The sequence below is a fragment of the Pseudomonas rustica genome (assembly GCF_018336155.1).
GTDB lineage: Bacteria > Pseudomonadota > Gammaproteobacteria > Pseudomonadales > Pseudomonadaceae > Aquipseudomonas > Aquipseudomonas rustica.
The window spans coordinates 416,984-430,550 of record NZ_JAGYHF010000006.1 but is presented as its reverse complement, the minus strand read 5'-3'; the positions used below and the strand labels follow the sequence as shown (position 1 = coordinate 430,550).

At 58.9% G+C, this 13,567-nt stretch carries 13 protein-coding genes; 10 read left to right on the top strand and 3 right to left on the bottom strand.

Annotation, left to right across the window (positions count from 1 at the left end; all coding sequences use genetic code 11):
- Positions 1 to 11 precede the first annotated feature (11 nt).
- The 7 genes from KFS80_RS14515 to KFS80_RS14485 all read left to right on the top strand — a co-directional run bounded on the left by KFS80_RS14515 (position 12) and on the right by KFS80_RS14485 (position 8,254).
- A complete protein-coding gene (locus KFS80_RS14515) occupies positions 12 to 719 on the top strand; it encodes a FadR/GntR family transcriptional regulator (protein ID WP_159814345.1) in 708 nt (235 codons plus the stop codon).
- Positions 720 to 839: 120 nt separating this feature from the next.
- The gene (gene trxA, locus KFS80_RS14510) at positions 840 to 1,169 is read left to right on the top strand and encodes a thioredoxin TrxA (RefSeq protein WP_003206727.1); all 330 of its coding nucleotides are present in this window, start codon (positions 840 to 842) and stop codon (positions 1,167 to 1,169) included.
- 249 nt (positions 1,170 to 1,418) lie between these two features.
- Positions 1,419 to 2,678 carry a transcription termination factor Rho gene (rho, locus tag KFS80_RS14505; RefSeq protein ID WP_003229334.1) on the top strand — a complete coding sequence of 420 codons (1,260 nt, stop codon included), beginning with the start codon at positions 1,419 to 1,421 and terminating at the stop codon, positions 2,676 to 2,678.
- Between the two features lie 196 nt (positions 2,679 to 2,874).
- Entirely contained in the window at positions 2,875 to 4,872 is a 1,998-nt protein-coding gene (locus KFS80_RS14500; RefSeq protein WP_212545132.1) for an acyltransferase family protein, read from the top strand.
- 69 nt (positions 4,873 to 4,941) lie between these two features.
- Complete coding sequence (gene ubiD, locus KFS80_RS14495; protein WP_008081413.1) at positions 4,942 to 6,408, top strand: 4-hydroxy-3-polyprenylbenzoate decarboxylase; 1,467 nt, start codon at positions 4,942 to 4,944, stop codon at positions 6,406 to 6,408.
- Positions 6,408 to 7,376: a CDP-6-deoxy-delta-3,4-glucoseen reductase gene (locus KFS80_RS14490; RefSeq protein ID WP_053124901.1), complete on the top strand. Its 969-nt coding sequence runs from the start codon at positions 6,408 to 6,410 to the stop codon at positions 7,374 to 7,376. The genes ubiD and KFS80_RS14490 overlap by 1 nt, the downstream gene beginning before the upstream one ends.
- A 209-nt stretch (positions 7,377 to 7,585) precedes the next feature.
- Positions 7,586 to 8,254 carry a gamma-glutamylcyclotransferase gene (locus tag KFS80_RS14485; RefSeq protein ID WP_053124899.1) on the top strand — a complete coding sequence of 223 codons (669 nt, stop codon included), beginning with the start codon at positions 7,586 to 7,588 and terminating at the stop codon, positions 8,252 to 8,254.
- On the opposite strand, the gene glpT is transcribed toward KFS80_RS14485, so the two are convergent.
- Positions 8,230 to 9,579: a glycerol-3-phosphate transporter gene (gene glpT / locus KFS80_RS14480; protein WP_053124897.1), complete on the bottom strand. Its 1,350-nt coding sequence runs from the start codon at positions 9,577 to 9,579 to the stop codon at positions 8,230 to 8,232. The two genes, KFS80_RS14485 and glpT, sit on opposite strands and share 25 nt — an antisense overlap.
- 222 nt (positions 9,580 to 9,801) lie before the next feature.
- Here glpT and KFS80_RS14475 point away from each other — a divergent pair, with 222 nt between their 5' ends.
- Together KFS80_RS14475 and KFS80_RS14470 are read left to right on the top strand one after the other, a co-directional pair.
- Positions 9,802 to 10,422 carry a phosphoglycerate mutase family protein gene (locus KFS80_RS14475; RefSeq protein ID WP_212545131.1) on the top strand — a complete coding sequence of 207 codons (621 nt, stop codon included), beginning with the start codon at positions 9,802 to 9,804 and terminating at the stop codon, positions 10,420 to 10,422.
- Between the two features lie 187 nt (positions 10,423 to 10,609).
- Positions 10,610 to 11,221: an energy transducer TonB gene (locus KFS80_RS14470; RefSeq protein ID WP_212545130.1), complete on the top strand. Its 612-nt coding sequence runs from the start codon at positions 10,610 to 10,612 to the stop codon at positions 11,219 to 11,221.
- 150 nt (positions 11,222 to 11,371) lie between these two features.
- On the opposite strand, the gene KFS80_RS14465 is transcribed toward KFS80_RS14470, so the two are convergent.
- On the bottom strand, positions 11,372 to 12,349 hold the full coding sequence (locus tag KFS80_RS14465) for an NADPH:quinone oxidoreductase family protein (RefSeq protein ID WP_053124892.1): 978 nt from the start codon (positions 12,347 to 12,349) through the stop codon (positions 11,372 to 11,374).
- A gap of 150 nt (positions 12,350 to 12,499) precedes the next feature.
- Here KFS80_RS14465 and KFS80_RS14460 point away from each other — a divergent pair, with 150 nt between their 5' ends.
- The gene (locus tag KFS80_RS14460; protein WP_053124890.1) at positions 12,500 to 12,907 is read left to right on the top strand and encodes a flagellar basal body-associated protein FliL; all 408 of its coding nucleotides are present in this window, start codon (positions 12,500 to 12,502) and stop codon (positions 12,905 to 12,907) included.
- Between the two features lie 93 nt (positions 12,908 to 13,000).
- Here the strand turns inward: KFS80_RS14460 and KFS80_RS14455 are convergent, their stop codons facing one another.
- Positions 13,001 to 13,450 carry an EVE domain-containing protein gene (locus KFS80_RS14455; protein ID WP_212545129.1) on the bottom strand — a complete coding sequence of 150 codons (450 nt, stop codon included), beginning with the start codon at positions 13,448 to 13,450 and terminating at the stop codon, positions 13,001 to 13,003.
- Positions 13,451 to 13,567: the final 117 nt, after the last annotated feature.

The following is a 13,567-nucleotide window of genomic DNA, read 5'->3' as shown; positions in this document are numbered from 1 at the left end:
TCTGAAAAACCATGAATTCGATTTCCCGTGCAGTACCCGAAGTGGCGCTGCAAGCGATCCGCAAACTGATCACCGAACAGGGTTTCGGCGCCGGCGATGCCTTGCCGTCGCAACGCGATCTGGCGTTGCAACTGGGGGTGAGCCGGGCGTCGTTGCGCGAGGCGTTGTCATCGCTGAGTGCGTTGGGCGTGGTCAGTATTCAACCGGGCAAAGGCGTGTTCGTGCAGGCGCCGGTGGAGCTGTCATCGGGTGAAAACGCACCGGGCTGGTCATTCGCCGCGCAGGCGTCGCCGCTGGATATCTTTCAGTTGCGCTATGCGCTGGAAGGCTTTGCCGCCGGGTTGGCGGCAGTGACGTTGAGCACGTTTGATCTGGATGCGCTGGAGGATAATGTCGCGGCGATGCGCGAGCAATTGAAGGCCGGCGACTTTGAGGCGGCAGCGAAACTCGATTTCGAATTCCACCGGCGCATTCTCCTGGCCAGCGGCAATCAGGCGATGCTGAGCATCCTCACCGCCAGCGCCGAGATGTTCCTCGAGAGCCAGAAACTACCGTTCATCCGTGCCGAACGCGCCATGGAAACCTGGCAGGAGCACCGCAAAATCCTTCGCGCCCTCGCTCGCCGGGCCTCGGCTGCCGCGCAAAAAGCCATGCAGGAACACGTGCGCAATGCCGCGCTGCGCACCGGAATCGCCTTCATCGCTCCCGCTACCGCGTGACTTGAGCTATACCCAAACTCATCGAGTGCCATAGCAAGACTCAATCATCTGCGGCTTCCTGAACAGGGGAAGGGCGGCTATGATGGGCCACGTTTTTTTGCTTACAACCTGGAGAATTCCATGAGCAGCGATCTTATCAAACACGTTAGCGACGCTAGCTTCGAAGCCGACGTACTCAAGGCCGAAGGCGCTGTCCTGGTCGATTACTGGGCTGAATGGTGCGGTCCTTGCAAAATGATCGCTCCGGTTCTGGACGAGATTGCCGAGACTTACAAAGGCAAGCTGACCGTTGCCAAACTGAACATCGACGAAAACCAGGAAACTCCGGCCAAGCATGGCGTGCGTGGTATCCCGACGCTGATGCTGTTCAAGAACGGCAACGTTGAAGCGACCAAAGTCGGCGCGCTGTCGAAGTCGCAGCTGGCAGCTTTCCTCGACGCCAACATCTAAGCGTCGCTGTAAAGTGCATTAAAAAAAGCCTCGCAAATTGCGGGGCTTTTTGCGTATTCAGGGCTAGACGCTCAGAAACTCAGGTGGTACATTCGGCCCCGCAGTGGTTTCTCCACTGCCCCCTGCTAGCCGTCGCCGACGCACTCCTTTTCGAATAAGTACGCGATCCTGTCGCCTTCTCTGCGGCGCGGCCTCATTAAGCCAAAAGCTTAATTTCCCCCCCTCCATAAATGATTACGTCATTCCTATATGAATCTGACTGAACTCAAGCAAAAGCCGATTACCGAACTGCTCGAATTGGCCGAACAGATGGGCATAGAAAATATGGCCCGTTCGCGCAAGCAGGACGTGATTTTCTCCCTGCTGAAAAAGCACGCTAAAAGCGGCGAGGAAATCTCCGGTGATGGCGTGCTGGAGATTCTCCAGGACGGCTTCGGCTTCCTGCGCTCCGCTGACGCTTCCTATCTCGCCGGCCCAGACGACATTTACGTCTCGCCGAGCCAGATCCGCCGTTTCAACTTGCGCACCGGTGACACCATCGTTGGCAAGATTCGCCCTCCGAAGGAAGGCGAGCGGTATTTCGCACTGCTCAAGGTCGACACGATCAACTTCGATCGTCCGGAGAACGCGAAAAACAAGATTCTCTTCGAGAACCTGACCCCGCTGTTCCCGACCGTGCGCATGAAGATGGAAGCCGGTAACGGTTCCACCGAAGACTTGACCGGTCGTGTGATCGACCTGTGCGCCCCGATCGGCAAAGGCCAGCGTGGTCTGATCGTGGCACCGCCAAAAGCCGGTAAAACGATCATGCTGCAAAACATCGCAGCGAACATCGCCCGTAACAACCCTGAAGTTCACCTGATCGTGTTGCTGATCGACGAGCGTCCGGAAGAAGTAACCGAAATGCAGCGCACCGTGCGCGGCGAAGTGGTTGCCTCGACCTTCGACGAGCCGCCGACCCGTCACGTACAGGTAGCTGAAATGGTGATCGAGAAGGCCAAGCGCCTGGTCGAACACAAGAAAGACGTGGTGATCCTGCTCGACTCCATCACCCGTCTGGCCCGTGCCTACAACACCGTGATCCCGAGCTCCGGCAAGGTATTGACCGGTGGTGTCGATGCTCACGCCCTCGAGAAGCCAAAGCGTTTCTTCGGTGCGGCACGTAACATCGAAGAAGGCGGCTCGCTGACCATTATCGCCACCGCGCTGGTTGAAACCGGCTCGAAAATGGACGAAGTGATCTACGAAGAGTTCAAGGGTACCGGCAACATGGAACTGCCTCTGGATCGCAAGATCGCCGAGAAGCGCGTGTTCCCTGCGATCAACATCAACCGCTCCGGCACCCGCCGCGAAGAGTTGCTGACCGCCGACGACGAACTGCAGCGCATGTGGATTCTGCGCAAGCTGCTGCACCCGATGGACGAAGTCGCAGCGATCGAGTTCCTGGTCGACAAGCTGAAAACGACCAAGACCAACGACGAGTTCTTCCTGTCGATGAAGCGCAAGTAACATCGCAGATTGAGCCGATAAAAATGGCGTCCCTACGGGGGCGCCATTTTTTTGCCCGTATTTTGTCCGGGCGAAGGGACGATGGCGATCTGGTAAGGTCTGTGCCTTGCAGAATGAGCAGCAACGTACGAGACCGTTTCCGCGTAAGAGAATCAGGCTGTACAAATAATAACCAACTGATTGGCATTCAAGATTTATGAGCACACTCGCTTATCGAAGGGATATCGACGGCTTGCGGGCCGTTGCGGTCATCGCCGTGGTCCTTTTCCACTTTGGCGTCCCGGGGTTTACCGGCGGTTTTGTCGGCGTAGACGTGTTCTTCGTGATTTCCGGCTACCTCATCACCTCGATCATCTGGAACCAGCGTCAGGCCGGGCGTTTCAGCTTCGTCGAGTTCTGGGCACGTCGTGCGCGGCGGATTCTGCCGGCGCTGTTTGCGATGATCGTCGCCGTGCTGGCGGTGGGCTGGTTCCTGATGGCGCCCAAGGATTACGAAGAGCTGGGGCGCTCGGTGCGTTATCAGGTGCTGTTCGTCTCGAACATTCTGTTTATGCGTCAGGACGGCTATTTCGACGTCGCGTCTGACCTCAAACCGATGTTGCACACCTGGTCGCTGGCGGTTGAAGAGCAGTTCTACATTCTCTTCCCGCTGCTACTGGCCGTCATGTCGAGTCGCCTCAAACACTGGCGACTGGCGCTGTTCGCGATTCTGCTGGTGTCCTTTGGCCTGAGCGTGTGGGCGGTCAGCCACCACCCGGAAAAAGCCTTCTTCCTGCTGCCGATGCGCGCCTGGGAACTGCTCGCCGGTGCGATGCTGGCAGTCGCGCCGAAGCAGGCCTGGCGCTTGAAGCCGATGGCTGCGCAACTGCTGAGTTTGCTCGGCATGGGCCTGATCCTGCTGGCGGTGTTCGGTTACGACAAGTCCACGCCATTCCCCGGTGCGGCGGCGTTGCTGCCGGTGCTGGGTGTGGTGTTGCTGATTTTTGCCAACGGTCATCGCGAGACGGTGGTTGGTCAATTGTTGAGCAGTAAGGTGATGGTCGGTTTCGGCCTGATCTCCTATTCCTGGTACCTATGGCATTGGCCGGTGTTCGTGTTTTCCAGCTATGCCAGCGTCGAAGACACCACTGCGCTCGACAGCGCCGGTTTGATTCTGCTGACCCTGGTGCTGGGTTACCTGTCGTGGAAATTCATCGAGACACCGTTCCGCGAGCGCCGTTTGCTCGCCGGTCGTCGGCCGATTTTGATTGCCGGCGCCCTCGGTGTGCTGGTGCTGGCGCTGGCCGGGCAAACGCTGCGCTGGACCGATGGCTTGCCGTGGCGCTTGTCCGATCAGGCCCTGCAATATGCCAAGGGCCACGACTGGCGGCCGGAGTTGATGGCGTGTCTGGCGGACGACAAGACACCTGATGACAAACTGTTCTGTCATTACGGTGTGGCCGACGTGCCCGCGCAGGCGCTGGTCTGGGGCGACAGTCACGCCACGGCACTGATTCCGATATTCGATGACGGCGCGAAAGCCCACGACGTCAGCGTGATTCTCGCCAGTTCACCGGGCTGCATTCCGGTGGAAGGTCTGGAACATGGCCCGGTGTGTGCGCATTTCAATCGCCGGATCGAGCAGGCGTTGAAAGAGAAAACCGTCAGCGATGTGGTGCTGGTCGCGCGCTGGAGTCTGTATGTCTACGGTGCAGCCAATGGCGACCTGGGCCACGTCCTGCGGACTCCGGACGGTCGTTATGATCGCGCCTATGCCGAGCAACGTCTGGCCGACGGTCTGCGTGCGCGGGTTGCGCAATTGCGTGCCAGCGGCCATCGCGTCTGGCTGGTCAAAGAGGCGCCGTTGCAGCCCTACAGCCCGCCGTATCGCCTGACGCGATTGGCGATGCTCGATCGTTCGGTTGAAGGTGTTGGTCAGCAAGTCGCCATTCACCACGAGCGCCAGGTGTTTATCAGTCAGTTGTTCGCTGAGTTGGCCAAAGACCCGGCGGTGCGCATCGTCGACCCGGCGCCGCGTCTGTGTGACGACAAGGGTTTGTGTCATGCCGAGCTCGACGGCTACTCGCTGTACACCGACGACAATCACCTGTCGGAAGTCGGCGCGCGTCTGGTGGCACCGATCATGGAACCGTTGTTCATTAACCTGCAACGCCAGGAAAACCTTGGCAAAGCCCAGACGAATGCAGCCAAGTAAGCAGCGACAGGCTGCCACAGGGCTGCATAGCAGGTAGGATGTACGCCTATTTTGAGGGTGCCATCGTCAATGAAATTCAAGGATCTTCGGGATTTCGTGCAGCAGCTTGAGCAGCGCGGAGAGTTGAAACGCATCCAGATTCCCGTCTCGCCGGTGCTGGAGATGACTGAGGTGTGTGACCGCACGCTGCGGGCCAAGGGCCCGGCGCTGCTGTTCGAAAAGCCCACCGGCTACGACATTCCGGTGCTCGGCAACCTGTTCGGCACGCCCGAGCGGGTGGCCATGGGCATGGGCGCCGAGTCGGTCAGCGAGCTGCGCGAAATCGGCAAGCTGCTGGCGTTCCTCAAGGAACCCGAGCCGCCGAAGGGCTTGAAAGACGCGTGGTCGAAGCTGCCGATCTTCCGCAAGATCATCTCGATGGCGCCGAAAGTCGTCAAAGACGCGGTGTGCCAGGAAGTGGTCATCGAAGGCGACGACGTCGACCTGGCGATGCTGCCGGTGCAGACCTGCTGGCCCGGCGACGTCGGCCCGTTGATCACTTGGGGCCTGACCGTCACCAAAGGCCCGAACAAGGAACGCCAGAACCTCGGTATCTACCGTCAGCAAGTGATCGGCCGTAACAAGGTGATCATGCGCTGGCTCAGCCACCGTGGCGGCGCGCTCGACTTCCGCGAGTGGTGCGAGAAGCATCCAGGCCAGCCGTTCCCGGTGTCCGTGGCATTGGGTGCCGACCCTGCGACCATCCTCGGCGCCGTAACACCGGTGCCGGACAGCCTCTCTGAGTACGCTTTCGCTGGTTTGCTGCGCGGTAACCGCACCGAACTGGTCAAGTGCCGTGGCAACGACCTGCAAGTGCCGGCCACTGCCGAAATCATCCTCGAAGGCGTGATCCATCCGGGCGAAATGGCCGATGAAGGCCCGTACGGCGACCACACCGGTTACTACAACGAAGTCGACAGCTTCCCGGTGTTCACCGTCGAGCGCATCACCCACCGGATCAAACCGATCTACCACAGCACCTACACCGGCCGTCCGCCAGATGAACCGGCGATCCTCGGTGTGGCGCTGAACGAAGTGTTCGTGCCGATTCTGCAGAAGCAGTTTCCGGAAATCACCGACTTCTACCTGCCGCCGGAAGGCTGTTCGTACCGCATGGCCATCGTGACCATGAAGAAGTCGTATCCGGGGCATGCCAAGCGCGTGATGCTCGGTGTCTGGTCGTTTTTGCGACAGTTCATGTACACCAAGTTCGTTATCGTCACTGACGACGATATCAACGCCCGCGACTGGAACGACGTGATCTGGGCCATCACCACGCGCATGGATCCCAAGCGCGACACGGTGATGATCGATAACACGCCGATCGACTACCTCGACTTCGCCTCGCCGATCTCCGGCCTGGGTTCGAAAATGGGCCTCGATGCCACCCACAAGTGGCCGGGCGAAACCACTCGCGAGTGGGGCCGCGTGATCGTCAAGGACGACGCCGTCACCCAGCGGATCGATGCCATCTGGAATCAGTTAGGAATAGATTGATGCGTGTAACCCTGCAGCCCTCCGGAGCAGTGCTCGAGATACAGCCCGGTGAGCGGATTCTCGATGGTGCGCGGCGCCTGGGCTACGAATGCCCGCAAAGCTGCCGCAACGGCAACTGTCACGTGTGTGCGGCGCTGCTGGTTGAAGGCCGCGTCGAACAGGCCGGCAAGGTGCATGACCACGGCGAGTTCTACACTTGCATAGCCGAGCCGCTGGAAGACTGCATCCTGCTGTGGGATGGCGTGCTCGCGCTGGGAGAACTGCCAGTGCGCAGCCTGTCGTGTCAGGTCATCGAATGCCGCGATGTCGGTGGCGACACCTGGCGCGTGCGGCTGCGTGCGCCGGCGGGCAAACCACCGCGCTATCACGCCGGGCAATACTTGATGATCGAACGCGAGAACGGCGAGAAGTCGGCGTTCTCCATGGCTTCGGCACCGCATGGCGGACGCGATCTGGAAATCCATGTGCTGGCGCGCGAAGCCAGTGCACTGAGCCTGATCGAACAGCTGCAACGCAACGCAATGGTGCGCGTCGAGCTGCCATTCGGTGATACGCATCTGGCCGAGCTGCCGGACGGGCCGCTGGTGCTGGTCGCTGCGGGTACCGGCATGGGTCAGATTCACGCGTTGATCGAACACTGCCGCGCCAACGGCTTCAAACATCCCGTGCATCTGTACTGGGGCGTGCGTCGTCCGGAAGATTTCTATGAGATCGAACATTGGGACGAATGGCTGAAGTTGCCCAACCTGTTCCTGCACAAAGTCGTCAGCGATCAATGCGGTTGGGAAGGGCGCTGCGGCATGCTGCACGAAGCGGTCTGTGAGGATTTCCCCGATCTGAAACCGCTGCACGTCTACGCCAGCGGCTCACCGGCCATGGTCTACGGCACCCTCGACGCCTTGGTCGAAGCCGGGATGGACGCCCATCAAATGCGTGCCGACGTGTTTGCCTACGCCCCGCGCTCTTGAGCCGCGCTCCTGATTCGTTATAACTCTCTATATAGCCGATCGGTATTTATGTAATTGCATAAATACCGCTAGGTTATATATCAATCAGGCAATCAATTAAGAACTGTGCCATGGCACTCAAATTGCCTTAAAACATATGTGCCTTATTGTTACAGCGGTGCGTTCTATTAAGTAATTCTTTACCCGCGGGGAGCTGAACGCTATTCGCCATGAGCGCCATTGAAAACGCTTTTCTGAATCTGAATTACCCTCCGCGGCTCGATCTTGGGCCGCAGCTGACGCACGAACAACTTCTCGCTTCCATGCAATCGACCATGGCGCGCCACAAGGGCGGGCCGGTGTGGCTGTTCGCCTACGGTTCGCTGATCTGGCGGCCGGAATGTTCGGCGGTGGAAAGGGTGCGCGGACGCGTGCATGGCTACCATCGCGGCTTGTACCTGTGGTCGCACGAGCATCGCGGTACGCCGGAAATGCCCGGTCTGGTATTTGGTCTGGATCGCGGCGGTTCGTGCAGCGGCTTCGCTTATCGCTTGCCGGAAGACAATCTCGATGCAGCGTTGTACGCCTTGTGGAAACGCGAGATGCCGGTGCCGTCCTATCGGCCACACTGGCTCAACTGCCGGCTCGCAGATGGCAGTCAGGTTCAGGCTTTGGGATTTGTCTTGGAGCGGCACCTGCCCAGCTATGCCGGCAACTTGCCGGATCACGTGCTGAGTCAGGTGTTCGAAAGCGCCAGCGGGCGATACGGCACCACTCGCGATTATGTCGAGCAGACCGTACACGCCCTGCGCAGCCACGCCATGCCAGACCGAAATCTGGAGGCGCGGCTCAAGCGCTGTCAGTCACAGTGCGATCAGGCGACCGCTTCGCGACTCTGACTGGCGACTTGCTTGTGCCATAGCGTCGGGGCCAGAAAGGCCATCGCCAGCAGGCACGCGCCGATCAGCAGGACAAAACCACCGTCCCAGCCGAAGTGGTCAACGGTGTAGCCCATCGCCGCACTGGCCGCGACCGAGCCACCGAGATAACCGAACAGACCGGTGAAACCCGCCGCTGTGCCGGCGGCTTTCTTCGGTGCCAGTTCCAGCGCCTGCAAACCAATCAACATCACCGGGCCGTAGATCAGGAAGCCGATCGAGACCAGCGCGATCATGTCGACGGTCGGGTTGCCGGCCGGGTTCAGCCAGTAAACCAGCGTCGCCACAGTCACCAATGCCATGAACACCATGCCGGTCAGGCCACGGTTGCCACGGAAGATCTTGTCCGACATCCAGCCGCACAGCAGCGTGCCCGGAATACCCGCCCACTCGTAGAAGAAGTACGCCCACGAGGTTTTATCGACGGTGAAGCCTTTGGCTTCCTTCAGGTACGTCGGCGCCCAGTCCAGCACGCCGTAACGCAGCAGGTAGACGAAGACGTTGGCCATGGCGATGTACCAAAGCATTTTGTTGCGCAGCACGTATTTGACGAAGATCTCTTTCGCGCTGAATTCGTCTTCGTGGCTGGCGTCGTAGCCTTCCGGGTAGTCGTTCTTGTACTTCTCGATCGGCGGCAGGCCGACCGATTGCGGGGTGTCGCGCATGGTGATGAAGGCAAACACCGCCACGCCCAGCGCTACCGCTGCCGGTACGTAGAACGCTGCGTGCCAGTCATTGAACAGGCCCATGCCGAGCAGGAACAACGGGCCGATCAGGCCACCGCCGACGTTATGCGCCACGTTCCACACGGACACCACGCCGCCGCGTTCTTTCTGCGACCACCAGTGCACCATCGTCCGTCCACTCGGCGGCCAGCCCATGCCTTGAGCCCAGCCGTTGATGAACAGCAGAATGAACATCATGGTCACGCTGGACGTTGCCCAAGGCGCGAAACCGAACACGAACATGACGCCCGCCGAAACCAACAGGCCGAACGGCAGGAAGAAGCGTGGATTGGAACGGTCGGACACCAGGCCCATGAGGAATTTCGACAAGCCATAAGCAATGGCAATCGCCGACATCGCCAGACCCAGATCGCCACGGCTGTAGCCTTCGTCGATCAAGTACGGCATGGCCAGCGAGAAGTTTTTGCGCAGCAGGTAATAACCCGCGTAGCCAATGAAGATACCGGCGAAGATCTGCCAGCGCAGGCGTCGGTAGGTGCTGTCTATTTGTTCTTCAGGCAATGGAGCCTGATGTGCGGCAGGGCGAAAGAAAGCAAACATTCAAGAGCTCCAGATTTCTTGTTTTGACTGCGGATGCGAATGTTACAGTTTCGTTACCGAAAATAGCACCGGTTCGCATCGGCAAAACAGCGGAAAATGTTGGAAGTCGCACGTTCCTTTACGAACCTGTCGCTCAGCTGTAAGAACAGGGCGTTTTTGTAGCGATCAGCGCGTTGTGTCTTAGACTCGCGCTCAATGAATGACTGATTGCAGAGATGAAACATGGCCCCGAATGTGCGCAGGTTATTGCCGAGGTTGCTGATGGTGGCCGTCGTCACCGTTTCGGTGCTGGTGCTGAGTTTCGCCCACGGTTCTGGCGCATCGGGGCTGCGCAACACCACCGTACTGATCGTCCGCCACGCGGAAAAACCGGACGTGGGCCGAGAGCTCAACGCCCAAGGCCAACAGCGCGCCGCCGCGTACGCTGACTATTTCACCCCGCTGAAACTGGCCGACGAAACACTCACCCCGCAACGCCTGATTGCCACCGCCGACAGCCCACAAAGCATCCGCCCACGACAAACGCTGATCCCGCTGTCGCAACGGCTGCAACTGCCGATCGAACAACCCTTCGCCAATAACGACGTCGACAAACTGGTCAGCCAATTACGCGACAGCAATCAGGCGAAAACCATCCTGATCGCCTGGCACCACGGCCACATCAACAAACTCATCGGCGCATTCGGCGGCAACGGCCCGGCACTGATCGGCCAGCCGAAATGGCCGGTGGGGGTTTATGACTGGCTGATTGTTTTGCGTTTTGACGACAAGGGGCAGTTGGTGGAGTCGCGTAGCGAGAAGGTGCTGGAGCATTTGATGCCGGGGGATGTTGTGCGCCCATAAAGTAGCTAAACATCCGTCAGAAAAATTACCTTCGCTAATTCGCTCTGCGGGTTCTCCCAGATTCACGATGGGATTAGAGAAACGTCCTGCACGCATTGGCGAAGCTGCGCCGTTCAGTTAAAAGCCATTGCTCCGTATCCTTTGTGCTGTTGCCGGATAGGACAACTCACTAGGGAAGGGTGCAATCATGCGGTGGTTTTTTGTGGTGTTTTTGTTGGTGATCGGTGGTTCTGCGCTGGCTTCAGAAGTGTTTTTGATACCGGAAAACAATCCCAAGCCGATTTATCCGCGAGAGCTGCAAAGGGCAGGAGTAACGGGCAAGGTGAAGGTTAGCTTCATCGCCAGCGCGGATGGTTCAGTCAGCGAGATCAGCATTCAGGAAAGCACTCACCCTGAATTTGCCGAGGCCGTTCGAGTTGCGATCGCGCAGTGGCGCTTTAAACCTTGGGACGTTGAAGGTGATAAACCTGAGCAACAGGAAATCATTGCGCCCATGATCTTCCGCCTCGAAGACCAGTCGTTGGATATCAATCAGTGGTTAAAAACGGTCAAATGCCGGGCCGTTAACGAAAACCTCGGAAATATGAGCGAGTTCGACTGGGTCGATTCGGCTGTTTTTGAATATACACGTGCCTATCTTTCAAACTCACTCACCAGGCATCAATTGTCGGATGAGCAACGTCTGGCGATGATTGCGAAGATGAATAGACGCGTTCCAACCATCGTCAGAAACTGTCGAGACAATCCGACACGAAAATACGTGACCTATTTGCCGGCGGAGATTCGAGAGTTATTGTGATGTAAATCTAAGCAGCGCCACGGGCAGTGTCGCGATACATAGTTACCGCCAAACAACTTTGTAGAGTGTGGTAGGCAGGGGTTTCAAGGTGAGAAATGAAACGGCCAGTAACGCGGCATCAGCGTTACTGGCCTGAATGACAGTGTGGTTTCAGCGAACCTGCACCACAACCTTCCCTACAGCCTTACGCTGCCCAAGGTCATTGATCGCCTGCGCCGCATTGCTCAGCGGATACACTTGCGACACCAGCGGCTTCAACTTGCCCTCGGCAAACCAGCCGAACAGTTGCTGAAAGTTCGCCGCGTTGTCCTGTGGCTGGCGTTGAGCGAAGGAGCCCCAGAACACGCCGAGTACCGCCGCGCCTTTGAGCAGGGCGAGGTTGACTGGCAGTTCGGGGATGCGCCCGCTGGCGAAGCCGACCACCAGCAGGCGGCCGTTCCAGGCGATGGCGCGGATGGCTTGATCGAACAGATCGCCGCCGACCGGATCGTAGATCACGTCGGCGCCCTGGCCGTCGGTGAGGCGTTTGATTTCGTCCTTGAGGCTGGCTTCGCTGTAGTTGATCAGTTCGTCAGCGCCGGCAGCCTTGGCCACGGCGAGTTTCTCGGCGCTGCTGGCGGCGGCGATAACACGGGCGCCCATGGCTTTGCCGATTTCCACGGCAGCCAGGCCGACACCGCCGGATGCACCGAGCACCAGCAGGGTTTCGCCCGGCTGCAGGTTGGCGCGTTGCTTGAGCGCGTGCATCGAGGTGCCGTAAGTCATGCTGAAAGCGGCGGCGATGTTGAAGTCCATCGACGGCGGAATCGGCAGAACGTTATAGCCCGGCACCGCGACCTGTTCGGCGAAGCTGCCCCAGCCGGTCAGGGCCATGACGCGGTCGCCGACCTTGAGATGGCTGACCTTTTCCCCAACTTCGCGCACCACGCCCGCCGCTTCGCCACCCGGCGAAAACGGGAAGGGCGGCTTGAATTGATACTTGCCCTCGATGATCAGCGTGTCGGGGAAGTTGACCCCGGCGGCGTGCACGTCCAGCAGGATTTCGTTCTTCTTCGCGACAGGACTGGCGACGTCTTCCAGCACCAGCGATTCGGCAGGGCCGAAGGCTTTGCACAGCACGGCTTTCATCAGGGCTATTCCTTTGGGAGTGATGGCCGATAAGTGTAGGTGTGTCAGTTAACGGGTCAACGAGCATGCCCGACCCTGATAGTCAGCCATAAGCTTGTGCTTGCGCGGCGGGTCGTTATGCTAGGCCGCAAACCGGATAAGGAGCGAATTGTGAAAGCGTGGATCATGTTGTTGCTGGCCCTGTCTCTGCCTGTGGCAGCGCTGGCCGAAGAAGCCAAAGAGGGCGAAGCGCCGAAGGTCAGCTACATCAGCCTGAGCCCACCGTTCGTGGGTAACTACGGGTTGGACGGCACGCCGAAACTCAAGGTCTACAAGGCCGACGTGGCGCTGCGCGTGACCGGCGATGACGCGGCCAAACTGGTCAAGGCCAACGAGCCGTTGATCCGTAATCAACTGGTGGCGCTGTTTACTCAGCAGACGACCGAGGCGATGGGCAGCATCGAAGGTAAAGAGAAGCTGCGTCAGGAAGCGTTGAAGCAGACTCAGCAGGTGATGAATGATGAGACTGGGAAGCCGGTGGTTGAGGATTTGTTGTTCAATAACCTGATCATTCAATAAGCATTAAAGACAAAAGATCGCAGCCTTCGGCAGCTCCTACATTGGAATGCGGTTCCCTGTAAGAGCTGCCGGAGGCTGCGATCTTTTTGCGCGTCAGCGCAGGGCAAGCACCGCCGCCCACTGCTCAGGTGTGACCGGCATCACCGACAACCTCGAGCCCTTCTGCACCAACGGCATCTCCGCCAGCGCCGTCTGCTGCTTCAGATAATCCAGCTTCAACACCCGCGCAAACGTCTCGACGTGTTCAACGTCAATCGCACTCCACGCATTCTTCTCCGGCGTCGCCTTCGGGTCGTAGTAATGACTCTCCGGCTCCAGCGCCGTCGGATCCGGGTACGCCGCTTCGATTATTTTGCCAATCCCGGCTATTCCCGGTTCCGGGCAGCTGGAGTGGTAGAAAAAGAACTCATCGCCCACCGCCACCGCCCGCAGGAAGTTGCGTGCCTGGTAGTTGCGAACCCCGTCCCAGCGCGCTTTGCCGAGTTTTTCCAGGCCCTTGATCGAGAGCTCGTCGGGCTCGGATTTCATCAGCCAATAGGCCATGTTTTGTTCTCCTGGCGGGATCAGTGGACAAGTTGTCGGGCAATTTTATGACAAACCGACAGTCGGTTGACGTCAGCGTTTGCGCAGCGGTTCACGTTGCCGCAAAATGCCGGCCTT